We start from the raw sequence: 25222 nt of genomic DNA, 5'->3' as shown, positions 1-25222 counted from the left end.
ATTAGCACTCACCTATACAGAGTGCTAACAGAGGTGATGATCATGTTAACAGAACGGCAGTTACTCATTCTAAAAGTGACAGTAGATGATTATATTCAATCAGCTCAGCCGGTCGGATCGAACCAACTATCAAAAAAATCCGAACTTCCATTTAGTCCGGCAACGATTCGTAATGAAATGGCTGACTTAGAAGGACTGGGATTTTTGGAAAAAACCCATACTTCATCCGGGCGCATCCCTTCTGAAAAAGGGTACCGCTATTATGTTGACCATATGCTGACGCCGCGGCCGCTTCCGAAACAGGACATCCAGCAGCTTCGGTCCATTTTCGCAGATAAAATTGCGGAAACCGAAGAAGTCATCAAAAGGTCTGCGATGATTCTGTCTGAACTGACGAACTATACGGCCATTTTGCTTGGACCGGATGTCCGGAAGCACACAGTGAAGAAATTGTCGATTGTTCCATTGACCATGGATACTGCAGTAGCCATCATCGTCACTGACAATGGCCATGTGGAAAATCGGGTCTTCACGATTCCTGAGGGACTTGATCCTGCAGATATTGAGAAGATGGTTAATATTTTGAATGACCGTCTTGTTGGAGTGTCGCTGAATGACCTGCATCTGCGGTTGGAACAAGAAACTTTGACTGTTTTCAAACAGCATGTCAACCGTTATGGAGAACTGTTTTCCACTTTCAGGAAAGCGGTCATTTCCCCTCATGAGGACAATGTCTATTACGGCGGCAAGCTGAACATTCTGAAACAGCCTGATTTCCATGATCTCCATAAAATCAGGGATTTGATGAATGTCATGGAAGAATCCAAGCATATCCCGATGATTCTGCCGGTTGGCAGCCAAGGTCTCCATATTCGGATAGGCTCTGAAAACGCTCTTTCAGCAATGGAAGACTGCAGCGTCATCACCGTTTCATACGATATTGGAGAAGAACAGACGGGTTCAATCGCCATAGTAGGTCCAAAACGCATGGATTATAAGCGTGTCGTTACCTTATTGGATACACTGAGCGGCGAATTATCGAAAGAATTGACCCGTATGGTCCGGGGTAAGTGAAATAAAGGAGGAACAGATTTGTCTAAAGAAAAAGAGCCACAACAAACTGAAGATATTGTAACCGAAGTGGAAGTGGACGAGGAGTTTCAGGCGCAAACAGATCCTGAAACGGAAACTGCCAGAAGGCAAGCGTCTGAAGAAGCCACGGAAGCGCAAGTTGATGAAACGGCTGCTCTCCGTGAACAATTAGAAGCGGAACAAAATAAGTATCTTCGTCTATTGGCGGATTATGATAATTTTAAGCGCCGCGTCCAAAAAGACAAACAAGATGCAGAGAAATTCCGTGCTCAATCGCTTTTAACGGATATATTGCCGGTATTGGATAATTTTGACCGTGCGCTTGCCGTTGAAACGAAAAGCGAAGAAGCGGCTTCAATTCTGAAAGGGCTGGAAATGGTCCGGAATAACTTGCTGGAAGCTGTTAAACGCGAAGGCCTTGAAGAAGTCAAAGCGCTCGGAGAACCTTTCGACCCGAACTTCCACCAAGCAGTCATGCAAGAAAAAGACGAAAGTGCCAAGTCTGGTTCCGTGTTAATGGAACTGCAAAAAGGGTATACCCTTAAAGGCAGAGTGCTTCGTCCGTCAATGGTAAAAGTTAACGAATAATCAGGTAATGGAGGAATTTAAATGAGCAAAATTATTGGTATTGACTTAGGAACAACAAACTCAGCTGTCGCAATTTTAGAAGGCGGCGAACCAAAAATCATTCCAAATCCAGAAGGCAACCGTACAACACCTTCTGTCGTGGCATTTAAAAACGGCGAACGCCAAGTCGGCGAAGTTGCAAAACGCCAATCCATCACAAACCCGAATACAATCCAATCGGTTAAACGCCTAATGGGGACACAGGAAAAAGTAAGTGCTGAAGGCAAGGACTACACGCCTCAGGAAGTTTCTGCAATGATCCTTCAATATCTTAAAGGCTATGCCGAAGAATACTTAGGTGAAAAAGTAACGAGAGCGGTTATCACAGTTCCTGCTTACTTTAACGATGCACAACGCCAAGCGACAAAAGATGCTGGGCGCATCGCTGGACTTGAAGTGGAACGCATCATTAACGAGCCGACTGCAGCTGCACTTGCATACGGCCTGGATAAAACAGAAACTGACGAAACTATCCTTGTTTATGACCTTGGCGGCGGTACGTTCGACGTTTCCATCCTTGAACTTGGCGATGGCGTATTTGAAGTGAAATCAACTGCCGGCGACAACCGTCTGGGCGGAGATGACTTTGATAAACTCGTCATCGATTACTTGGTACAGGAATTCAAAAAAGACAACGGCATTGACTTGTCAAAAGACAAAATGGCAACTCAGCGCTTGAAAGATGCTGCTGAAAAAGCGAAGAAAGACCTTTCAGGCGTTGCTTCTACACAAATTTCGTTGCCATTCATCACTGCAGGAGAAGCTGGACCGCTTCACTTGGAAGTGACATTGACTCGGGCGAAATTCGACGAATTGACTCACTCTCTAGTTGAGCGTACATTGGGCCCAACTCGTCAGGCGATTAAAGATGCAGGCATTTCGCCTTCTGAACTTGACCGTGTCATCTTAGTGGGTGGTTCAACTCGCATCCCGGCTGTACAAGATGCAGTTAAGAAAGAAACTGGCAAAGACCCGCATAAAGGCGTTAACCCGGATGAAGTCGTAGCAATGGGAGCAGCAGTACAAGGCGCTGTCTTGACTGGTGACGTGAAAGACGTTGTTCTTCTTGACGTAACTCCACTATCGCTTGGTATTGAAACAATGGGCGGCGTGTTCACGAAATTGATCGAACGCAATACGACAATCCCGACTTCAAAATCACAAACGTTCTCAACTGCGGCTGATAACCAGCCAGCTGTAGATATCCATGTACTTCAAGGGGAGCGTCCGATGGCAGCAGCCAACAAAACGCTTGGACGTTTCCAATTGTCGGATATTCCACCGGCACCACGAGGCATTCCGCAAATCGAAGTGACATTCGATATCGATAAAAACGGTATTGTCAGCGTTAAAGCGAAAGACCTTGGAACACAAAAAGAACAGACAATCACAATTCAATCCAACACATCATTGTCTGAAGATGAAATCGAACGCATGATCAAAGAAGCGGAAGAAAATGCAGAAGCGGATGCGAAAGTGAAAGAAGAAGTTGAACTTCGCAACGAAGCGGACCAAGCTGTCTTCCAAACAGATAAAACGATCAAAGACCTTGGCGAAGTTGTAACTGATGAAGAAAAAAGCCAAGCTGAAGAAGCACGCGATGAATTGAAAGCTGCTCTGGAAAGCGACAGCATTGATACAATCCGTGAGAAAAAAGATAAATTGAACGAAATTCTTCAAGGATTGGCGATGAAAGCTTATGAGCAAGCTGCCCAAGCCCAGCAGGGAGCTGAAGGCGGCCCAACTGGTGGAGCTCCTGGAAGCGACGATATCGTAGACGCTGAATATGAAGAAGTAAAAGACGATAAATAAGCAGGAACCGAAAAAGTCAAAGCAAAGCAACATGCTTTGGCTTTTTCCCGCGTAAAAATGGTTTTTGTTTGGATGGTTTAAACGGTTTTATAATAGTGGATTTTTGTCTAGACTCCAGCGCCCAGATCCTTGGGTCATAAGCCACTCTGGTGTGTCCAGTCTCCAGTGCCTAGCTCTTCTGGACATAAGTGAGACCAGCTGTGTGGCAAATAGCGCCACTTCGCTGGTCTTCCTTATGCCTGTCAGAGCTGAACAGGCACTTCCGCATTTCGAGACTGTGTGGCTGAAAACACGCCACTTCGCCAAAGTGACTTATGCCCGTCGAATCTACATGGGCGCTTCCGCTTTTCTTAGAGTCTTTGCAAGCCTATTCTAAACCGTGTACAATTACAGTTGACTGTAAGAGGGAGAGTGACCTATGAACAAGCGAGATTATTATGAAGTGCTCGGTGTATCCAAGACCGCTTCTAAAGAAGAAATCAAAAAAGCTTACCGGACATTGTCAAAACAATTCCATCCGGATATCAATAAAGCAGCAGATGCTTCAGAGAAATTCCAGGAAGTAAAAGAAGCATATGAAGTATTGAGCGACGACCAAAAAAGAGCGCAATACGATCAGTTTGGCCATCAAGATCCAAACCAAGGATTTGGCGGTTTTGGTGCGGGTGGCGCTGATGGTTTCGGGTTTGAAGATATTTTCAGCACATTTTTCGGTGGCGGCACGAGACGCCGTGATCCGAATGCGCCAAGAAAAGGCGACGATCTGCAATACTCCATGACGATCGATTTTATGGATGCAGTTTTTGGGAAAGAAGCAGAAGTGGAAATTCCGAAAGACGAAACTTGCGGAACTTGCCATGGTTCAGGTGCAAAACCAGGAACCAAACCGAAAAGATGTCCGCATTGTGAAGGTTCTGGCCAGTTGAATGTTACCCAAGATACGCCATTTGGACGCATGGTCAACCGACGTGCCTGCCATTATTGCCAAGGTACAGGACAGATCATCGAAGAAAAATGTGCAACTTGCCGCGGTGAAGGCACAGTGCGCAAAATCAAAAAAATCAAAGTCACCATTCCGGCCGGTGTGGATGATGGCCAGCAACTGCGCGTCAGCGGACAAGGCGGTCCAGGAGTCAACGGCGGACCGGCAGGAGATTTATATGTAGTATTCCGTATAAAACCGCATAAGACATTTGAACGCGAAGGCGATGATATTTATCTCGATTTGCCGATCACGTTTGCCCAAGCGGCACTCGGCGACGAAATCGAAGTGCCGACTGTATCCGGTAAAGTGAAGTTGAAGATCCCAGCTGGAACGCAGAGCGGAGCCCGTTTCCGATTAAAAGGAAAAGGTGTCAAAAACGTCCATGGCTATGGAGTAGGCGATCAGCATATCATCGTGCGAGTGAAGACGCCGACGAAATTGAACGAAAAACAGAAACAGCTGCTCCGTGAATTTGCTGAAATCAGTGGAGATATTCCAGAAGAGCAAGGCAGTTCGCTGTTTGATAAGATCAAACGAACAATCAAAGGTGAGTAAAGGAGCCGGTTTTAAATGAAATGGTCAGAACTAGCGATCCGTACAACAAACGAAGCGATTGAACCTGTATCGAATATTTTGCATGAAGCAGGGGCTAGCGGCGTCGTGATAGAAGACTCGGAAGATTTGACGAAAGAACGTGAAGACCAGTTTGGAGAAATTTATTCGCTGGATCCAGATGATTTTCCGAATGAAGGAGTTATTTTAAAGGCGTATTTGCCCGTCAATAGCTTTTTGGGAGAAACGGTTGAAGCGATTAAATTGGCCATCAGTAATTTGGTGAAATTTGATATCAATATAGGATCCAACGTAGTGACAATCAGTGAAGTGAACGAAGAAGAATGGGCGACAGCATGGAAAAAATACTATCACCCAGTTAAAATTTCACAGCGCTTTACGGTTGTTCCGACTTGGGAAACTTATGAACCGGTATCAAGTGATGAATTGATCATCGAATTAGATCCAGGCATGGCATTTGGGACTGGCACTCACCCGACTACGGTGATGAGTCTTCAAGCGCTGGAAAAAACGGTTATTCCCGGACAACGCGTCATTGATGTTGGGACAGGATCGGGCGTATTGGCAATCGGTGCCGCCTTGCTGGGAGCGAAAGAAGTTCATGCTCTTGATTTGGATGAAGTTGCCGTGCGTTCTGCCCGCATCAATGTCAAACTGAATAAATTACAGGACAAAATCAATGTCGTCCAAGGGAATCTGCTGGATACGATTGATGAGCCAGGCGATGTAGTGGTAGCTAATATTTTGGCTGAAATCATCATTTCCTTCACGGACGATGCGTTCAATGTAGTTAAGCCAGGCGGCCACTATATTACTTCAGGCATTATTTCAGCAAAGAAAAATGATGTGAAAGAAGCACTGGAAGCATCAGGTTTTATCGTCGAAGACGTCATGATGATGGAAGACTGGGTAACGATCATATCAAAAAAACCGGAATAACGGGGTGCAGAGATGCAGAGATATTTTATTGAAGGCAAAGTACCCGAAAATCATAAAGTGACCATAACTGGCGATGATGCGAAGCACATCGCCAAAGTTATGCGTCAAGGTGAAGGGGATCAGTTAATTGTAGTGGCAGATGGAAAAGCGTTTCTTTCGACGATTCTTTCTGCAGAATTTGATGTAGACGTCCAAATTGAAACGGAAATCGAAGCAGAAGTGGAAATGCCGAAACAAGTGACGATTGCTTGCGGATTGCCAAAAGGCGATAAACTTGAATTGATTGCGCAAAAATCAACCGAGCTCGGTATGTATGCGTTGATCCCTTTTGCGGCAGAGCGTTCAATTGTTAAATGGGATGGCTCGAAAAGCGAAAAGAAACGCGCGCGGCTGCAGAAAATTGCCAAAGAGGCAGCTGAACAATCCCACCGGACCCATATCCCTGAAATACATAATACACAAACCTTCAAGCAGTTGATGGAAACGGCAAAAGGATTTGATGCCATCGTCGTAGCGTATGAAGAAGAAGCGCGCGAACAAAGCCGGAGGCGGTTTGCTGAAACCTTAAAATCATTGTATGATAAAGACTCAATCTTATTAGTGTTCGGCCCGGAAGGCGGGATTTCAGAAAAGGAAGTATCGCTTTTAAAAGAAAGCGGCGCTTTGTTCACATCACTGGGCCCTCGGATTTTACGGACCGAAACAGCTCCGTTATATGCATTATCTGCAATGTCCTATGAATTCGAATGAAAGAGGTGGGCACTTATGTCAACGGTAGCGTTCCATACCTTAGGCTGTAAAGTGAATCATTATGAAACTGAAGCAATCTGGCAATTGTTCAAAGAACAAGGCTATGAGCGCAGCGAGTTTGATCATCATTCTGATGTTTATGTCATTAATACGTGCACTGTAACCAATACAGGAGACAAAAAAAGCCGCCAAGTCATCCGACGGGCTGTCCGGCAAAATCCAGATGCTGTCATCTGCGTAACTGGATGCTACGCGCAGACTTCACCTGCAGAAATAATGGCGATTCCCGGAGTGGACATCGTCGTCGGAACACAGGATCGCACCAAGCTGATCGGTTATATCGAACAGTATAAGCAAGAACGGAAACCGATCAATGCTGTTGGCAACATCATGAAAAATCGTGTGTACGAAGAACTTGATGTACCGTCGTTCACTGATCATACGCGTGCATCATTGAAGATCCAGGAAGGCTGCAATAATTTTTGCACATTTTGCATCATCCCTTGGGCGCGTGGGCTTATGCGGTCGCGGGACCCGAAAGAAGTCGTCCGCCAGGCTCAGCAGCTTGTTGACGCAGGGTATTTGGAAATCGTTTTGACTGGCATCCATACGGGCGGCTACGGGGAAGATTTGAAAAACTACAATCTTGCCCAGCTCCTGCGCGACTTGGAAACGCAAGTCAAAGGGCTGAAGCGGCTGCGCATTTCATCCATTGAAGCGAGCCAGCTGACGGATGAAGTGATTGACGTGCTGCGCGATTCAAAAATCGTCGTCCGCCATTTGCATATTCCAATTCAATCCGGATCGAACACGGTCTTAAAACGGATGAGACGGAAATACACAATGGAATTCTTCGCTGACCGGCTGATTCAGCTTCGCAAAGCGCTTCCTGATCTGGCCATTACATCCGATGTCATCGTCGGCTTCCCAGGAGAAACAGAAGAGGAATTTATGGAAACGTTTAATTTCATCAACAGCCACAAGTTTTCAGAACTTCATGTTTTCCCTTATTCGAAGCGCACCGGCACTCCGGCAGCACGGATGGAAGACCAAATCGATGAAAATATTAAAAATGAACGCGTCCATCGGTTGATCGCCTTGAATGATCAACTGGCAAAAGAATACGCATCCCATTTTGAAGGCGAATTGCTGGAAATCATTCCGGAAGAGCGGTTCAAAGAGGATCCGGACAGCGGCTTGCTGGAAGGCTATACCGATAATTATTTAAGAGTGGTCATCCCAGGCGATGAGTCATTGATCGGCAAAATCGTCAAAGTAAAAATTACAAAAGCCGGTTATCCATACAACGAAGGGCAATTTGTCCGCGTCATGGAAGAGCTGGCCGTTTAATCAACTTATAATCAGAATGGAGTTTCTCAACATGGCAAACATTGCATCTTATATCGATCACACTTTATTAAAACCTGAATCTACAAAAGAACAAATCGTTCAAATCTGCAAAGAAGCGGCAGAATACAATTTCGCCTCAGTTTGTGTAAATCCGGCATGGGTCGCAACAGCGGCAAAAGAATTAGCAGACAGCACAGTAAAAGTGTGCACAGTGATCGGTTTCCCGCTTGGCGCTTCCACTACAGAAACAAAAGCATTTGAAACAACGGACGCCATTTCCAAAGGTGCAGGCGAAATCGATATGGTGATCAACATCGGCGCTTTGAAAAGCGGCGATACGGAATTGGTCAAAAACGACATCGTGGCAGTAGTAGAAGCGGCAAAAGGCAAGGCGATCGTTAAAGTCATCATCGAAACCAGTTTATTGACTGATGAAGAAAAAGTGACAGCTTCGCGCCTTTCAAAAGAAGCAGGAGCAGATTTTGTTAAAACTTCCACTGGATTTTCTACAGGCGGAGCAACAGTAGCGGATGTGAAATTGATGCGCGAGACCGTCGGACCGGACCTTGGAGTAAAAGCTTCTGGCGGAGTAAGAAGCCTGGAAGATGTAGAGGCAATGATCGAAGCGGGCGCTACGCGCATCGGCGCAAGTTCGGGTGTTCAGATCATGCAGGGGCTAACTTCAAATTCGGATTATTAACTGTTGACCTATACGAGGTTATACGGTATAATTTTTTAGTATATAACACTAGTTGTTATGTGCTTCAACGTGTGTTCGGAGGGAGGGAAAAAGAGATGACAAAAACAACTGTTCGTAAAAACGAATCAATTGAAGATGCTCTTCGCCGCTTCAAACGCACTGTTTCTAAATCCGGAACAATGCAAGAGGTAAGAAAGCGCGAGTATTATGATAAGCCAAGCGTAAAACGCAAATTGAAATCAGAAGCTGCGCGTAAACGTAAATTTTAATTGACTTTACTTTAAATCGACTTTTAAAAAATATGAACGACAGCTAGAACCGGCTATACGAGAAATCGTACAGCCGGTTTTTTATTGTTCAAATAGCGGCATAAGATGAACTAAGAATTTATTTCAGCAAATATTCCGCAAAGCAGCTCAGATTGCTGCGGGCGGATGCCAAGCCCCTTCGCACAGGAGTCCTGTCAACAGCGGCCGAAGCAGTATATGAAAAAAACGTCCTTTCAATCAACTCATATATAATACTAGGCATCATTGGTTTTCCAGCTGGCCGGCTGCGAAAAAATCCCTGGATGACATCGGGCTCAAATGTGTCGATCGTATGCAGGCACATAAAGTCTTTAATGAAAAATGTAAGCGCATTCTTTCTTTAATGGAAAAAAATCATTTATAATAAAAAGAGCGAGTATTTATGAAACCATTTGCTTAGTCATCCGTAAATAAAGTACCAGTAAAAACGAAAGGAGAGATTCCTTTGCGCAGCCTTAAGGGTTTTATAGCTTTCGGACTTTTGCTTTTGTCATTTTTGCTGCTGATACCCGCCATCCATGCGGCAGGAAGCACAGTTTATGTAATGCCCATAAAAGCGGAAGTCGAAAGAGGGTTACAGGCTTTTATCGAACGGGGTATTGAAGAAGCGGAGGCAGCCGATGCGGAAGCCATCATATTCGAAATTGATACCCCAGGCGGCTTCGTCAATGCAGCTGACGGCATTGCAAGGATGCTGAATGAGACTCCGATTGAAACCATCGCTTTTATCAATCAAGATGCCTTATCGGCAGGCGCGTATCTGGCTTTATACAATGACGAAATTTACATGCATCCGAATGGCCGGATGGGTGCTGCACAAGTAATTGACCAAGCGGGCAATGCGGCAGCTGATAAAGCGAATAGTGCCTGGCTGTCGGCGATGGAAAGTGCAGCTGTTTCTTCCGGACGGGATCCGCAGTATGCATTGGCAATGGCGAATGCCGATATTGATTTGCCGGAATATCAAGCCGGTGAAGGCCAATTGCTGACGCTAAGTGCCAACGAAGCTGAACAAGTCGGTTATTCAGAAGGGACTGTTTCTTCGCTTGAGGAATTGCTGGCATTGAAAAATCTCGATGAAGCTGAAGTCGTCAATGTCAATGAAACTTTCGCAGAAAAATTGGCGAGATTTCTTACCAACCCATTTGTTGTGCCGGTATTGCTGTCGATTGCCGGTCTTGGATTGCTGCTGGAAATGTTCACGCCGGGCCTTGGGATACCAGGGCTGCTCGGGCTCTCCTCGTTATTATTGTTCTTTTACGGGCATCTGGTCGCAGGTCTGGCAGGATATGAATCGATTGTGTTATTGATTATCGGTTTTGCTCTGTTGGCTGCTGAACTTATTGTGCCGAGTGGTATAATAGGATTTTTAGGGCTTGCCGCTATACTCGGCAGTGTGCTCTTGGCAGGAGGAGATTTGAAGACCACTGCCATAGCAATACTCATTGCATTAATTGTAGCTACAGCAGGGATGGTGATCATATTGAAATTTTTCGGCAAACGGCTTCACTTATTCAAACGGATTATTTTGACTGATGCCACGGATACGGCAAGCGGCTATGTCTCTGCTGTCAACCGTCCGGAACTGGTAGGGCAGATTGCTGTAACTGCAACCGCTCTTCGTCCATCCGGTACCATCAAACTGAATGATGAACGGATTGATGCCGTGTCAGATGGCCGTTTCGTGGATTTGGGTAAAAGCGTTAAAATCATTAAAGTAGAAGGTTCTCGTATCGTTGTTCGGGAAATTGACCAAGAAGGGGAGGAATAAGAAATGGGAATTGAAACACTTGGATTAGGCGCTGCAATAATCGCCATCATCGTCGTATTGGCAATTTTCTTCACGTTTGTTCCAATTACGCTTTGGATATCCGCTTTAGCGGCTGGCGTGCGATTAAGTATTTTTACATTGGTTGGGATGCGGCTGCGCCGCGTAATTCCGTCGCGGATTGTAAACCCGCTGATTAAGGCTTCAAAAGCGGGGCTGACAGTAACCATTAACCAACTAGAAAGCCATTATCTTGCAGGAGGGAACGTCGATCGCGTCGTTAACGCTTTGATTGCAGCTCACCGAGCAAATATCGAGCTGCCGTTTGAACGCGCAGCTGCGATTGATTTGGCGGGGCGTGACGTATTAGAAGCGGTTCAGATGTCCGTTAACCCGAAAGTCATTGAGACGCCATTTATAGCCGGTGTGGCAATGAACGGGATTGAAGTGAAAGCGAAAGCCCGCATTACGGTCCGGGCCAATATCGACCGGCTGGTCGGTGGTGCCGGTGAAGCAACAATCGTTGCCCGTGTTGGCGAAGGGATCGTTTCGACACTCGGTTCCAGTACAAGCCACGCGACAGTGCTTGAAAATCCGGATTTGATTTCTCAAACAGTTTTGGCGAAAGGGCTGGATTCCGGTACGGCATTTGAAATCCTGTCGATCGATATTGCGGATGTTGATATCGGCAAGAATATCGGTGCAGAGCTTCAGACTGAACAAGCGGAAGCGGACAAAAAGATCGCTCAGGCAAAAGCCGAAGAACGCCGTGCAATGGCTGTTGCAAGCGAACAGGAAATGAAAGCGAAAGTTGTGGAAATGAGAGCGAAAGTTGTGGAAGCGGAAGCAGAAGTGCCGCTCGCGATGTCAGAAGCCCTTCGCTCCGGTAATATTGGCGTCATGGATTACGTGAACTATAAGAATGTCCAAGCCGATACCGGCATGAGAGATTCAATTGCCCGTACAGGTGCCGAAAAAGCAGACGTTAAGTAAAGCCGGGCAGTAAAGGGAGGTTTTAAGCATGGAAGCTCTCATATTTGGTTTGATTGTGATGGCGATCGGAGCCTTTTTCAATAATAAAAAAGGCGGGGAAAGTTCTGATGCGCCTGCTAAACCCCAAATGCCTGGAAGAGAGGCCGGACAAAGGACTTTCAAACGGGCTGAGGATTATGCAAGAGAAGTATACGGGGAATTGCAGACCCAGATGAAAGAGCATCCGGAACGCACTCAGCAGGTCAAAAACGCTATTGAAAAAGCTGCTGAGAAAGCCCCGGTCAAGAAAGTACAGAAACAAGCAAAAGAAATGGTGTCTCCGGGCCGATTGTCAACGCATAATCCGTTGCCTCTTGTGAAAGAAAAAGAAAGCGAGAGCGAAGATTTGCTGCGGCTTGATGCAAATGACGTGCAGCGGGGGATTATATTGGCGGAAATTTTGTCTCCACCAAAATCTAAGAGATAAAATAAAACCGGTCAGCCGATGCTGTCCGGTTTTATTTTACATAAATATATTATGTAATCTAAATGCGCATAAAATGTTTTACAACTATTCACACTTAATGATACAGTGAATTTATAGTAAATTTGCGATTCCAAGGAGCGAGTACATGACAGAAAACCAATTACTTGAACTTCATGTGAAAGACCCGAATGAAGCGGTGATGCTGCTCGGGATATCTGATAGTCACATGACATTGATTGAAGAAGCATTCCAAATTCAAATAATTACTCGCGGTGATGTGATACGGTTGTCTGGCTCAGATGAAGGCAAACAAATCGGGAAACTGCTGATTGAACAAATGTTGAGAGTGATCCGTAAGGGGATTAATATTGACCAGCGGGATATCGTTTCTGCCATCGAAATGGCGCGAGCTGGCACTATTGAATATTTTGCTGAACTTTATGACGAAGAAGTTGCCCGCAACGCCAACGGCAAAGCGATTCGTGCTAAAACGATTGGGCAACGCCATTACATTCATGCGGTACGCAGCAAAGATCTGGTATTCGGAATCGGTCCAGCCGGGACAGGCAAAACTTATTTAGCGGTAGTTATGGCCGTGCAAGCCTTGAAAAATGGCCAAGTGAAGAAAATCATTTTGACGCGGCCAGCAGTAGAAGCCGGAGAAAGTCTTGGGTTTCTTCCAGGGGATTTAAAAGAAAAAGTGGATCCGTACCTGCGCCCCTTATACGATGCGCTGCATGACGTATTAGGATTGGAACAGACGAATCGCTTAATTGAACGCGGAACAATAGAAATAGCACCTTTGGCTTATATGAGAGGCCGTACGCTGGATGAAGCATTTGTCATTTTGGACGAAGCACAGAACACAACGAAAGCACAGATGAAGATGTTTTTGACCCGTCTGGGTTTTGGTTCGAAAATGATTATTACTGGAGACAAAACGCAAATCGATTTGCCTCGCGGTGCTGAATCCGGTCTGATTGCAGCAGAGACCATCTTGCAGAAAGTCCGCGGCATCCATTTCCAGTACTTGGAGCGCGGAGACGTTGTGCGACATCCGCTTGTGGCGAAAATTATTGAAGCTTATGAAGACCAGCCTTCTTAACGGCTGGTTTTTCTGTTTCAATAATGTAAATATTGGTAATTAATTTCAATAAATTTGAAATTGTCCGTGAAATACCTACTTATTATTGATATGATAGAAGTACTAGAAGTGGGGTGTTTCGATGCAAAAACGGGCAAAACAGCTTTATAATAAGGCCGGCTATAAAGTATTGGCTACGGTATTTATCTTTTTGATCGGCATCATCATATATGCTTTTTTATACAGCACAGTAAGGAATGAAACCCATTCCATTAACCTTTTCCAGCTTTCTGATGAAACGATCCGATCTGCAAAAACAGTAGAAGACCCAATCAAAACAGAGGAAGAGCGGCAACGGGCGGCAGCTGAAGTTCAGCCTAGTTACCAATTCAATGATGCCATTGCCAGCAATCAGACGGCTGTCATTAATTCATTGTTTGGCTATGTCATTGAAGCGAAACAGCCGACTGATAAAAAAACTGAGAAAAAACCGGAGCTTACCAAGATGGTTGATACGCTGCGTGAAAATTTAAGACTGATGGAAACCAGCGACAATGGGCTTAGACTGACTGATGAAATGCTGCAGGCCATATTGCTGCTGCCTGAAGATACTTTGCTTAAAGTCGAAAAAATTTTAACAAGTATTGTAGAAAGAGAATTGAAAGAACCGATCAGAGAGGATAGCGTTTCAGTTATCCGCAGCAAAGTCGAACAGCAATTAAGGGAAAATCAAACCATCCCGGCCTCTGTTCTTCAAGCGATGATTACCATTGGCCGTTTTAGCATTGTTCCGAATGAAGTGGTCAATGAAGCATTGACTAAAGCGCAGATTGAACAGGCAAAAGCCAGTGTAGAACCGACACGAATCTTGCAGGGCCAAGTGCTTGTTCAAGAAGGGCAAGTGGTGGATAAAGAAGTATACCGGCAGCTTGAACTGGCAGGGATGACCGAAGAACAGCAGGATTACAAACCTTTTATCGGTTTGTTAATGTTCGTCTTAATTGTGCTGGGAATACTGATGGTCGTCACTCACAAGGGAAACGCTGCTGACCAGAAAAAAACGACTGCGCTTCTCGTCATTATGGCAGTTCTCGCCATTTCCTTGACCATTATGAAGTTGTTGAGTGCTGTTAGCGGCAATTTTGACGTGATGATCGCTTTTCTATTTCCAACAGCTTTAGCAGGGATGATAACCCGGATGCTCTTGAATGAACGGACGGCGGTTTATATAACATTTCTAGTGGGGGCCGTCGGTGGGATGATGCTGCATGAGGGAAGTGCGGCAACGCTTCAGATGGATATCGCGTTATATATTCTTTTCAGCGGACTGACTGGGGTTTACATGATTGAGCAGGCCGACCGGCGAACCAGGCTTTTGCAGACAAGCCTAGCTGTCGCAGTGGTCAACGTCTTTTTTATCGGATTTTATCTGCTCATTGGCCAAAGCCAATACGATTGGGCGGAAATCGGTTTTTACTTGACGGCTGCTGTAATTTCCGGCCTTTTATCTGGAGCTATGACTATTGGGCTGCTGCCGTTTTTTGAATCGGCTTTCGGGTTATTGTCGACCATGAAACTGATTGAGCTTTCCAATCCGAATCATCCATTGTTAAAGAAAATCCTCACCGAAACTCCGGGAACGTACCACCATAGCGTGATGGTAGCGAATTTGGCGGATGCTTCATGCGAGGCGATTGGCGCAAATGGCTTGCTTGCGCGTGTCGGCTGCTATTACCATGATATCGGCAAGACAAAGCAGCCGCAGTTTTTCATTGAAAACCAAGTGAATATTAACAATCCACATGATACATTGCCTGTAGAAACAAGCAGTGCCATTATCTTGGCACATGGCATATACGGGGCGGAACTGTTGAAAAAGCATAAAATGCCGAAAGAAATTGTAGATGTGGCAGCTCAGCATCACGGCACCAGCCTACTGAAGTTTTTCTATCATAAAGCAAAGGAAAAGAATCCGGACCTTGAAGAGTCTTCATTTCGATATAGCGGACCTAAGCCGCAGACGAAGGAAATTGCAATTATTTCAATAGCCGACAGCATTGAAGCGGCGGTACGGTCAATGAAAGAACCAACATCAGAAAAAATAAAAAAATTGGTGGACGCGATTGTAGAGGATAAACTTAAAGATGGGCAATTTGATGAATGCGATTTAACGATGAAAGAACTGAAAACAGTAAAGCACATCATGTGTGAAACGCTAAATGGCATTTTCCATACGCGCATTGAATATCCGAAAGAAATAAGTTAAAAGGAGGAAATCGCGATGATGTCGATTGATTTGATGGATGAGACAGCTACATTAAGCGACAATGAGCTGCAATTTGTTGAACGAATATTGCAGCAAGCTGCCAAAGCAGAAAAAATTGGAGCTGCTGAAGTTTCAGTGACGTTTGTTACAAACGAGATGATCCAAGGCATTAATAAAGAATACCGGGGCAAGGATACCCCGACTGATGTAATCTCATTTGCAATGGAGGAAATGGGCGAAGGGGAAGTGGAAATCGTTGGATCGATGGAACCGCGCATGCTTGGTGACATCATCATTTCCATTGACCGGACCAAAGAACAGGCCGCTGATTATGGCCATTCGTTCGAACGGGAACTGGGCTTTTTGGCAGTCCATGGCTTTTTGCATTTGCTGGGCTATGACCATATGAATAAAGAAGATGAGAAGGAAATGTTTTCAAAACAAGAAGAAATTCTTTCTTCGCTCGGAATTACCCGGGACAATTATGAAGGCGAATAGATTTTTTAATTCGTTCAAGTTTGCAGTTCAAGGAATTGGGGCATCATGGAAAAAAGAGCAGAATATGCGGATCCATGTGTTGGCGGCCATAGTGGTCATAATAGCTGGCGCCTTGAGCGGGCTGTCAAAGGGCGAATGGATTATCATTATTTTATTGATCGGTGGAATGATTGCTTTGGAAGTCATGAACTCCGCTATTGAACGGGTTGTGGATCTGGCGTCACCAGCAATTCATCCGCTGGCAAAAGAAGCGAAAGACATGGCGGCGGGTGCTGTTTTGGTATTTGCCGCTGCAAGTGCTATAATTGGGTTACTAATCTTTATACCAAAATGGTTTTAACTTACAGAGGTGATTCGTAATGGAGAAAGAACAATTGATGGAAGAAGCAAAAACAGCACGCGAACGGGCATATGTGCCTTATTCGAAATTTAAGGTCGGAGCGGCGCTTCTTACGGCTGACGGCAAAGTATATCATGGCTGCAATATCGAGAATGCCGGCTATTCCATGACCAACTGCGCAGAGCGCACAGCGATGTTTAAAGCGGTTTCAGAAGGCGATAGAAAATTCACGGCACTTGCAGTCGTGGCAGAAACAAAAGGGCCGGTTTCACCGTGTGGCGCTTGCCGCCAAGTAATCGCGGAATTCTGTGCACCGGATATGCCAGTCTATTTAACAAATTTAAATGGTGACGTCCAGGAAACGACAGTCAGTGAACTGTTGCCGGGCGCGTTTTCAACGGAGGATTTAGAATATGCAGCTAGAAAATAACGGCTTTAAATCAGGATTTATTTCCATTATCGGCCGTCCGAATGTCGGCAAATCGACATTTTTAAACCGTGTAGTCGGCCAGAAAATCGCCATTATGAGCGATAAGCCGCAAACAACGAGAAACAAAGTGCAGGGGGTTGTCACGACAAATGACAGCCAGATGGTTTTCATCGATACACCCGGCATCAACGAGCCTCGCCATAAATTAGGCGATTTTATGCTGAAAGTGGCGAAAAACACCTTCCGCGAAGTGGACGTCCTGTTGTTTGTCGCGAGCGCAGATGACCGCATTGGCAAACAGGACCGTTTTGTCCTGGATATGCTGAAAGGCATCGACGTGCCGGTCTTTTTGGTATTGAACAAAATTGACCAGGTCCATCCAGACAATCTGCCAAAAATCATCGAAGGCTACCGCAACGAATTTGATTTCAAAGAAGCGATCCCAATTTCGGCGCTGCAAGGCAATAATGTAGAAAACCTGCTGGCAAAAATTACGGAATACTTGCCAGAAGGGCCTCAATATTATCCGGCCGACCAAGTGACGGACCATCCGGAACGATTTATCATTTCCGAGCTGATCCGTGAAAAGGCATTGCATTTGACGCGTGAAGAAATTCCGCATTCGATTGCGGTGGTTATTGAAAAAATTGCACCGGACAGCGACAACAAAGACATGATCCGTGTTCAGGCGACCATCATGGTTGAACGCGATTCCCAAAAAGGCATTGTCATCGGTAAAAAAGGTGCCTTGCTAAAAGAAATCGGCTCCCGTGCACGGGCAGATATTGAGAATCTGCTTGGTTCGAAAGTGTATTTGGAGCTATGGGTTAAAGTCCAGAAGGATTGGCGCAATAAAGCGATGCACTTGCGTGATTTCGGTTTTAGAGACGACGAATACTAAGGAGTCGGTTTCATGCTGAATCAATTGGAAGGTATTGTGATCCGGACACAGGCTTACGGGGAAAACAATAAAATTGTCACTTTGTTCACACGTGAAGCCGGCAAAATTACTTGCATGGCAAGAGGGGCTAAAAAGCCATCGAGCCGCTTGGCAGCAGTGACGCAGCAGTTTACGCATGGCAGCTATTCAATCTTCAAAGGCAAAGGCATGGGGACGCTGCAAAGCGGCGATCCGCTGGAGTCGCTCCGGCATATCCGGGAAGATATCATGAAAACTGCCTATGCCAGCTATATTGTCGAACTGATTGACCGGCTCACGGAGCAGGATGAACCGCAGCCGGCGATTTATGACATGCTGTTCCAAGCATTGCATGCCATCGAGGAAGGCTACGACCCGGAAGCAATTTCATTGTTTGTGGAATGGAAGATGCTGCCGAATGCCGGCTTGACGCCGACATTGCATCAATGTGCAAATTGCGGAGCGACAGATGGGGAGTTTGCTTTCTCTTTCCAGGAACTCGGATTTTTATGCCATCGCTGTTTCCATATCGACCGCTATATCATCCGGCTGAGTCCGGCACTCGTAAAATTGATCCGCACATTTTATTTTGTGCCGATTGAGCGTGTCGGCTCACTGAAACTGAAAAAGGAATCTAAAACGCTGCTGAAAGGGATTGTCCGGACGGTTTACGAAGAACAAGCCGGCATTCGCTTGAAATCACGTAAATTCCTGGAACAGCTGGAACGAACACCGGAATTTCTGCCTAAAAAGACAGTAGAAGACCCGCAACAGGATGAAATCACCTGAGCGGGTCTTTTTTTATTTCCAATTATTTCATTTACTATCCTTGGGATGCAGCATACTGTCCGTTTGAATTGAAATACTGTCCCAAGAGCTAAAATACTGTCCGGAATCAGCAAAATACTGTCCGGAACAAATTTTTAGCTTTCCTAACGAAAAAGCCGCAGCATCTTTGGATGCTGCGGCTTCTATATTATAATTTAAAACTCAATCTGTTTAGCAACATAAGCTTGAACGTCGCCGATCGGCATACGGATTTGCTCCATTGAATCGCGGTGGCGCACTGTTACTTGGCCATCTTCCACGGAATCAAAATCGTATGTGATACAGAACGGTGTGCCGATTTCATCCTGGCGGCGGTAGCGCTTGCCGATTGACTGGGATTCATCATAATCCACCATGAAATGCTTGGACAGCTCAGCGAATACTTCAGTCGCGCCGTCAGCTAACTTTTTCGATAATGGAAGAACCGCTGCTTTATAAGGTGCCAGTGCCGGGTGGAATCTCATGACAGTGCGTTTATCGTCGTTTTCAAGTTCTTCTTCATCGTATGCATCCACTAAGAAGGCAAGTGTCACGCGGTCAGCTCCTAGGGAAGGCTCGATGCAATAAGGAACATAACGCTCATTTGTAATCGGATCGATGTAATTGAAATCTTCGCCGGAATGCTCCATATGGCGCTTCAAGTCAAAGTCCGTACGGTCAGCGATGCCCCAAAGCTCGCCCCAGCCGAATGGGAATTTGTATTCGATGTCCACGGTGGCATTCGAGTAATGGGACAATTCATCTTTGTCGTGTTCGCGAAGGCGCATATTGTCTTCAGTCATATTCAACTCAAGCAGCCAGTTTTTGCAGAAGTCGCGCCAGTAAGCGTACCATTCCAAATCTTCTCCCGGCTTGCAGAAAAATTCCAGTTCCATTTGCTCGAATTCACGCGTGCGGAACGTAAAGTTGCCCGGAGTGATTTCATTGCGGAAGCTTTTGCCGATTTGGGCGATGCCGAACGGCATTTTTTTGCGCATCGAACGCTGTACATTTTTATAGTTGACGAAAATCCCTTGAGCTGTTTCCGGACGCAGGAAGATTTCGTTTGTTGAAGCTTCAGTAACACCTTGGAAAGTTTTGAACATCAAATTGAATTGGCGGATCTCTGTAAAGTCCTGAGCGCCGCAAGTCGGGCATTTGACTTCATGTTCTTGAATCAATTCAGCCATGCGGTCAAAAGACAAACCGTCGACGATCATTTCGATGCCTTTAGCATCCAATGCATCTTCGATCAGTTTATCAGCGCGGTGGCGCGTTTTGCAGCTTTTGCAGTCGATCATCGGGTCATTGAAGTTGCCCACATGGCCTGAAGCGACCCATGTTTTCGGGTTCATCAAAATGGCAGCATCAAGCCCCACGTTGTGGACCGATTCCTGCACGAATTTTTTCCACCAAGCTTTTTTAATATTGTTTTTCAGTTCGACACCAAGTGGGCCATAATCCCACGTGTTTGCCAAGCCCCCATAGATTTCAGAGCCTGGGAAAACAAATCCTCTGTGTTTTGCTAACGATACTACTTCTTCCATTGACATATAAAAACCTCCATAAAATAAAAAATCGTACACGTCCCGGACATAATGTCCGAGGACGAGTACGTTATGACCCGCGGTTCCACCCCGATTGGCTGCATATTGCAACCCGCTTAAAAGAAACTGACTCCAGAGTGCCTTTTCCTGTCCATACGGGCTTCCACTATCCCCGTTCGCTAAAGTAACAGTACTTATTTCTCCATCATTGTCTAATATTCGATTCGTTAGTATTGTAACATGGCAATCTTTTCTTCGCAATATAGCGGTAATTAGTATATAATAATCATCATTGAGTATAACATATTTTGAGGCGGTGAGTCCGATCGAACTCAATAAGCGACAAGAAGAGATTTTGCGAATCGTCAAAGGCAATGGCCCGATTACGGGCGAACAGATTGCTGACCGTTTGCATTTGACAAGAGCAACACTAAGACCCGATTTAGCCATCCTGACTATGGCCGGCTTTTTAGATGCCCGCCCCCGTGTTGGCTATTTTTATTCTGGAAAAAAACCAGGCCAGGATATTTCGGATACGATGAACAATATGAAAGTGAAAGACTTTCAATCGATTCCCGTTGTGGTACGAGAAGATGTCAGCGTCTATGACGCCATCAGCCAAATGTTTTTGGATGATGTCGGAACATTATTTGTCGTCGACAAAAACTCCTTTTTGACAGGAGTGCTGTCACGCAAAGACTTGCTTCGGACCAGCCTGGGCAACCAGGACTTGACCACCATCCCTGTACATATTATTATGACCCGGATGCCGAATATCACCTATTGTGTAAAAAACGAATCGTTGATTCAAGCGGCACATCGCTTGATTAATCAGCAGATTGACGCTTTGCCAGTAGTAGATGAACAACCCGAAGGATTCAAAGTGGTCGGCCGTTTAACTAAAACGAATATCACCCGGGCATTTTTATCTTTGTCGGAAAGCCATGAATTGTGAGGTGCATAGAATTGAAACAGCTTCGCTTGTTTATCGTCTCCGATTCAGTTGGAGAGACTGGTGAGCTTGTCGCAAAAGCGGCAATCAGCCAGTATTTGTATGCGGATCAAAATGCCGTCTTAAAACGGTTTCCCTATATCGATTCCGTCGAGCACCTGCAGGAAATCATCAAATTGGCTGCACAGCAAAAAGCATTTATTGTTTATACATTGGTATCTCGGGAATTGAGAAGCTATATTCTCACGGAAACCGAGAAACGCAACGTGACAGCTGTTGATTTGATGGGTCCCTTGATGGATGCATTGGAGAAAGAATTGGATTCGGTGCCGCTTGAAGAAGCAGGATTGGTCCGGAAATTGGATGACGACTATTTCAAAAAAGTGGAAGCGATTGAATTTGCAGTGAAGTATGATGATGGCCGGGATCCACGAGGCATTCTGATGGCTGACATTGTGTTGGTCGGCATATCGAGAACTTCGAAAACCCCATTATCCCAGTATTTAGCCCATAAACGGCTAAAAGTGGCCAACGTGCCGCTTGTACCGGAAGTGGATCCGCCGGAAGAGCTGTTTAAAGTTGATCCTGCCAAATGTTTCGGCTTGGTCATTTCTCCAGAAAAATTGAATCATATTCGAAAAGAGCGTTTGATTGCTTTAGGTTTAAATGACGACGCAAATTATGCTAAAATAAATCGAATACACGAAGAAATAAATCATTTTCAAAAAGTGGTCAGCAAAATCGGCTGTGAAGTTGTTGATGTGACAAACCGTGCAGTCGAAGAAACGGCCAACCTTATTTTAAATAAATTAAAATGATGGCGTTTGAAAAACCACCTGAAAAGGCGGTTTTTCTATTTTTAAATGTGGATTTTTCGACACAAACGTTTTATAATGAAGAATTGTGGATAAATTAAATTAAGGTCTATTTATTTGGCTCCATCTTTTTATGAAAAGATGAAGGAATTCGCCTGAATGTCACGAATTAAGTATGTTAAGCAGAAAAAGATGGTGATAAAGTGTCGAATCGAGTTCCTGAAAAAGTGATTGAACAAATCCGGTCAACGGCAGATATTGTTGATATAGTCGGTGAGTATGTCCAATTGACAAAAAGAGGCCGCAATTGGTTTGGCCTGTGTCCGTTTCATGGAGAAAGCACACCGTCATTTTCCGTCACTTCCGATAAACAGATTTTTCATTGTTTCGGATGCGGCGCCGGTGGCAACGTCATAACATTTCTTATGGATATTGAAAACATTACATTTCAGGATGCTTTATCTAGGCTCGGAAGCCGCGCCGGCATTGAAGTGGAAGTAAATACTAATGCTTCGTCGGAAGGGTCATCTGCGCTTTCAAAAAGCGATCAACAATTGATCATGATGCATGAATTTGCAGCCGACATGTACCACCACATTTTATTGAATACGGAAGAAGGACAAGCCGCTCTGGATTATTTGGAGAACAGGGGATTTACTCGGGAAATGATCGAGAAATACCGCATCGGTTGGTCGCTTCCTGAGTGGAATTACATGGCCACGGCTTTGCAAAGAAAAGGATATAGCGAGGAAGAACTGACAGCAAGCGGATTAGTGATTCAGCGGGAGCAGGGAAATGGCTATTTTGACCGCTTCCGAGGGCGAATCATATTCCCGATCATGAACGAAAATGGCAAGGTCATCGCGTTTTCGGGAAGGATTCTTGAAAACACAAAACAAGAAGCCAAATATATGAACAGCCCGGAATCACCGATTTTTCAAAAAAGCCAAGTGTTGTACAATGTCCACCAAGCCCGCAACGCGATCCGGAAAAACCGGAAAATCGTCCTTTTTGAAGGCTTTATGGATGTTATTGCTGCCGGCAAAGCAGGAGTTGACAATGCTCTTGCAACGATGGGGACATCATTGACTGCCCAGCATATAAGAGCAATGAAACGCTTTGCCCAGGAAATCGTCATTTGTTTTGATGGAGACGATGCTGGTTGGGAAGCGGCCAAAAAAGCCGCAATTGCGCTTAATGAAGAAAATTTCAAAGTGGAAGTTGCCGTGCTTCCAGGTAAGATGGATCCTGATGATTATGTTCGGGAACATGGCAATGACGCTTTTCGGGATCAGATTGTTGGCAAACCGCATGCTTTTATAGCGTTTGCGATGATGCATGCCCGCAGACATAAAAATTTTCAATATGAAAATGATCTACTGCAATACATTCAAGAAGTGCTACAATTGCTAGCCGGGCGTTCGTCGCCGATTGAACGGGATTTATACATCAAGCAATTATCAAATGAAACCGGTTTGTCAGAAGAAGCGATTCTCCAGCAATACCGAAAACTCGAAAATAAAACAATTGAACGCAGCCGTCCGGAAAGAGTTGCTAAAACAGTAAAACGTGAACCTAAACGGGTCACTTCACTGCATAGAGCTGAACGGCTGCTGTTCTCTCATGCCCTAGCTGATCGTGAAGTCATGAAGAAACTGGCTGATGTCCCATCCGGAATGCCTTTTATCAGTGAAGAGTTTCAAGCTCTTTATGTTCAGCTGCTCGGTTTCTATGAAGAATGGGATAAAGCAGACTTCCATAAATTCCTGGAAACTCTCCAGGATGCCGAACTCCGGAAACTGGTTTTAGAGACTACCCTCTCCGAACGCGATCCGGAACATGGCGATGAAGAAATTGCTGACTGCATCAAGCATCTTGAAAAACACCGTGTTGAGCAGCAGATAAGTTTAAAAATCCAGCAATCAAAAGAAGCGGAAAAACAGCATGATATAAAGCGTGCTTTACTTCTTGCACAAGAAGTGATTGCTTTACGGAAATCATTGTAAGTTAATTCCGGTTTTAAAAGGAGGAAGTCGTATGGCTGAGAAATCAGAACGCCAAAACGAAGTTGAAGCAAGCAACGTTTCATTAAGTTCAGAAGGTCCAGAAGTGTCAGTAGAGGAAGCAAAGCGCCAATTAATAGAAGCAGGTAAAAAAACCGGTGAACTTAACTACGAACAGATAGCCGATAAATTAGCGGTTTTTGAAATGGAATCCGATCAAGTAGAGGAATTTATCGATCAGCTTGAAGGCCATGGCATAGAACTTGAAAGAAAATCAGATGATGAAGAGCATTTGGACCGCCTTATGAAGCCTACTGAAGAAAAGTTTGATTTAAATGACTTGAGTGTTCCTCCTGGCGTTAAAATCAACGATCCGGTTCGGATGTACTTAAAGGAAATTGGCCGTGTCGATCTTTTGAAAGCGGAAGAAGAAGTCCGTTTAGCAAAACTGATTGAACAAGGCGACGAAGAAGCGAAAAAACGCCTTGCAGAAGCCAACTTGCGTCTCGTCGTCAGTATTGCAAAACGTTATGTCGGACGTGGGATGCTGTTCCTTGATTTGATTCAGGAAGGCAATATGGGCTTGATCAAAGCCGTTGAAAAATTCGATTACTCCAAAGGATTTAAATTCAGCACATACGCCACTTGGTGGATTCGCCAGGCAATTACGCGAGCAATTGCCGACCAGGCACGGACAATCCGTATTCCGGTGCATATGGTTGAAACCATCAATAAATTGATCCGTGTCCAGCGCCAATTGCTCCAGGATCTAGGCCGTGAGCCGTCTCCGGAAGAGATCGGGGAAGAAATGGATTTATTGCCTGAAAAAGTTCGGGAAATCCTTAAGATTGCCCAAGAACCGGTATCTCTGGAAACTCCGATCGGGGAAGAAGACGATTCACATCTTGGCGACTTTATCGAAGATTCGGATGCGCAATCACCATCTGATCACGCTGCCTATGAATTGTTGAAAGAGCAGCTTGAAGATGTGCTCGATACGTTGACAGATCGTGAAGAAAACGTGCTTCGTCTGCGCTTCGGACTAGATGATGGACGTACGCGCACACTTGAAGAAGTGGGGAAAGTGTTTGGTGTGACCCGTGAACGGATTCGCCAAATCGAAGCAAAAGCGCTTCGCAAGCTTCGCCACCCTTCACGCAGCAAACGCTTGAAAGACTTTTTGGAATAAAAAAGAGCA

General features: G+C 45.2%; 24 protein-coding genes. 23 read left to right on the top strand and 1 reads right to left on the bottom strand.

The features are described 5' to 3' along the window. Window positions 1-42 precede the first annotated feature (42 nt). From hrcA to recO, 19 genes are all read left to right on the top strand, one after another. Window positions 43-1074 carry a heat-inducible transcriptional repressor HrcA gene (gene hrcA, locus AC3AQ9_RS05995; protein ID WP_488306517.1) on the top strand — a complete coding sequence of 344 codons (1032 nt, stop codon included), beginning with the start codon at window positions 43-45 and terminating at the stop codon, window positions 1072-1074. Window positions 1075-1092: 18 nt separating this feature from the next. Next, window positions 1093-1680, top strand: coding sequence for a nucleotide exchange factor GrpE (grpE, locus tag AC3AQ9_RS05990; protein WP_488306516.1), 588 nt, complete (start codon window positions 1093-1095; stop codon window positions 1678-1680). Between the two features lie 21 nt (window positions 1681-1701). Continuing rightward, the gene (gene dnaK, locus AC3AQ9_RS05985) at window positions 1702-3531 is read left to right on the top strand and encodes a molecular chaperone DnaK (protein ID WP_488306515.1); all 1830 of its coding nucleotides are present in this window, start codon (window positions 1702-1704) and stop codon (window positions 3529-3531) included. 418 nt (window positions 3532-3949) lie between these two features. Continuing rightward, the gene (dnaJ, locus tag AC3AQ9_RS05980; RefSeq protein ID WP_488306514.1) at window positions 3950-5071 is read left to right on the top strand and encodes a molecular chaperone DnaJ; all 1122 of its coding nucleotides are present in this window, start codon (window positions 3950-3952) and stop codon (window positions 5069-5071) included. A gap of 15 nt (window positions 5072-5086) precedes the next feature. Next, window positions 5087-6028: a 50S ribosomal protein L11 methyltransferase gene (gene prmA, locus AC3AQ9_RS05975; protein WP_488306513.1), complete on the top strand. Its 942-nt coding sequence runs from the start codon at window positions 5087-5089 to the stop codon at window positions 6026-6028. A 12-nt stretch (window positions 6029-6040) separates the two neighbouring features. Further along, complete coding sequence (locus tag AC3AQ9_RS05970) at window positions 6041-6778, top strand: 16S rRNA (uracil(1498)-N(3))-methyltransferase (RefSeq protein ID WP_488306512.1); 738 nt, start codon at window positions 6041-6043, stop codon at window positions 6776-6778. A gap of 15 nt (window positions 6779-6793) precedes the next feature. After that, window positions 6794-8128: a tRNA (N(6)-L-threonylcarbamoyladenosine(37)-C(2))-methylthiotransferase MtaB gene (gene mtaB, locus AC3AQ9_RS05965; protein WP_488306511.1), complete on the top strand. Its 1335-nt coding sequence runs from the start codon at window positions 6794-6796 to the stop codon at window positions 8126-8128. A gap of 31 nt (window positions 8129-8159) precedes the next feature. Then, window positions 8160-8828 (top strand): deoxyribose-phosphate aldolase, encoded by a 669-nt coding sequence (deoC, locus tag AC3AQ9_RS05960; RefSeq protein ID WP_488306510.1) that lies wholly within the window; start codon window positions 8160-8162, stop codon window positions 8826-8828. A gap of 95 nt (window positions 8829-8923) precedes the next feature. Further along, window positions 8924-9097, top strand: a complete 174-nt coding sequence (rpsU, locus tag AC3AQ9_RS05955) for a 30S ribosomal protein S21 (RefSeq protein ID WP_008431605.1) — start codon at window positions 8924-8926, stop codon at window positions 9095-9097. Window positions 9098-9581: 484 nt separating this feature from the next. Continuing rightward, on the top strand, window positions 9582-10907 hold the full coding sequence (locus AC3AQ9_RS05950) for an NfeD family protein (protein ID WP_488306509.1): 1326 nt from the start codon (window positions 9582-9584) through the stop codon (window positions 10905-10907). Between the two features lie 3 nt (window positions 10908-10910). Further along, window positions 10911-11897 carry a flotillin-like protein FloA gene (gene floA, locus AC3AQ9_RS05945; protein WP_488306508.1) on the top strand — a complete coding sequence of 329 codons (987 nt, stop codon included), beginning with the start codon at window positions 10911-10913 and terminating at the stop codon, window positions 11895-11897. A gap of 28 nt (window positions 11898-11925) precedes the next feature. Next, window positions 11926-12363 (top strand): YqfB family membrane protein, encoded by a 438-nt coding sequence (locus tag AC3AQ9_RS05940; RefSeq protein WP_488306507.1) that lies wholly within the window; start codon window positions 11926-11928, stop codon window positions 12361-12363. A 145-nt stretch (window positions 12364-12508) separates the two neighbouring features. Further along, entirely contained in the window at window positions 12509-13468 is a 960-nt protein-coding gene (locus AC3AQ9_RS05935; RefSeq protein WP_488306506.1) for a PhoH family protein, read from the top strand. A gap of 121 nt (window positions 13469-13589) precedes the next feature. After that, window positions 13590-15713: an HD family phosphohydrolase gene (locus tag AC3AQ9_RS05930; protein ID WP_488306505.1), complete on the top strand. Its 2124-nt coding sequence runs from the start codon at window positions 13590-13592 to the stop codon at window positions 15711-15713. Window positions 15714-15728: 15 nt separating this feature from the next. Further along, window positions 15729-16211 carry an rRNA maturation RNase YbeY gene (gene ybeY, locus AC3AQ9_RS05925; RefSeq protein WP_488306504.1) on the top strand — a complete coding sequence of 161 codons (483 nt, stop codon included), beginning with the start codon at window positions 15729-15731 and terminating at the stop codon, window positions 16209-16211. Beyond that, the gene (locus AC3AQ9_RS05920; protein WP_488306503.1) at window positions 16198-16551 is read left to right on the top strand and encodes a diacylglycerol kinase family protein; all 354 of its coding nucleotides are present in this window, start codon (window positions 16198-16200) and stop codon (window positions 16549-16551) included. Before ybeY ends, AC3AQ9_RS05920 begins: the two co-directional genes overlap by 14 nt. 19 nt (window positions 16552-16570) lie before the next feature. Continuing rightward, on the top strand, window positions 16571-16981 hold the full coding sequence (locus AC3AQ9_RS05915; RefSeq protein WP_300992600.1) for a cytidine deaminase: 411 nt from the start codon (window positions 16571-16573) through the stop codon (window positions 16979-16981). Next, a complete protein-coding gene (gene era, locus AC3AQ9_RS05910) occupies window positions 16965-17882 on the top strand; it encodes a GTPase Era (protein ID WP_488306502.1) in 918 nt (305 codons plus the stop codon). Before AC3AQ9_RS05915 ends, era begins: the two co-directional genes overlap by 17 nt. Window positions 17883-17894: 12 nt before the next feature. Next, a complete protein-coding gene (gene recO / locus AC3AQ9_RS05905; RefSeq protein WP_488306501.1) occupies window positions 17895-18689 on the top strand; it encodes a DNA repair protein RecO in 795 nt (264 codons plus the stop codon). A gap of 194 nt (window positions 18690-18883) precedes the next feature. On the opposite strand, the gene AC3AQ9_RS05900 is transcribed toward recO, so the two are convergent. Continuing rightward, window positions 18884-20260 carry a glycine--tRNA ligase gene (locus AC3AQ9_RS05900; protein ID WP_488306500.1) on the bottom strand — a complete coding sequence of 459 codons (1377 nt, stop codon included), beginning with the start codon at window positions 20258-20260 and terminating at the stop codon, window positions 18884-18886. 310 nt (window positions 20261-20570) lie between these two features. On the opposite strand from AC3AQ9_RS05900, the gene ccpN reads away from it, so the two are divergent. The 4 genes from ccpN (at window position 20571) to rpoD (ending at window position 25213) form a co-directional block, all read left to right on the top strand. After that, on the top strand, window positions 20571-21209 hold the full coding sequence (gene ccpN / locus AC3AQ9_RS05895; RefSeq protein WP_488306499.1) for a transcriptional regulator CcpN: 639 nt from the start codon (window positions 20571-20573) through the stop codon (window positions 21207-21209). A gap of 11 nt (window positions 21210-21220) precedes the next feature. Beyond that, window positions 21221-22024: a pyruvate, water dikinase regulatory protein gene (locus AC3AQ9_RS05890; protein ID WP_488306498.1), complete on the top strand. Its 804-nt coding sequence runs from the start codon at window positions 21221-21223 to the stop codon at window positions 22022-22024. A 200-nt stretch (window positions 22025-22224) separates the two neighbouring features. Continuing rightward, entirely contained in the window at window positions 22225-24027 is a 1803-nt protein-coding gene (gene dnaG / locus AC3AQ9_RS05885; RefSeq protein WP_488306497.1) for a DNA primase, read from the top strand. A gap of 31 nt (window positions 24028-24058) precedes the next feature. After that, window positions 24059-25213 carry an RNA polymerase sigma factor RpoD gene (gene rpoD / locus AC3AQ9_RS05880; protein ID WP_488306496.1) on the top strand — a complete coding sequence of 385 codons (1155 nt, stop codon included), beginning with the start codon at window positions 24059-24061 and terminating at the stop codon, window positions 25211-25213. The last annotated feature ends 9 nt before the right edge of the window (window positions 25214-25222 follow it).

This window comes from Planococcus sp. VCh962 (genome assembly GCF_057748275.1).
This window is presented reverse-complemented; position numbering and strand designations above follow the sequence as displayed.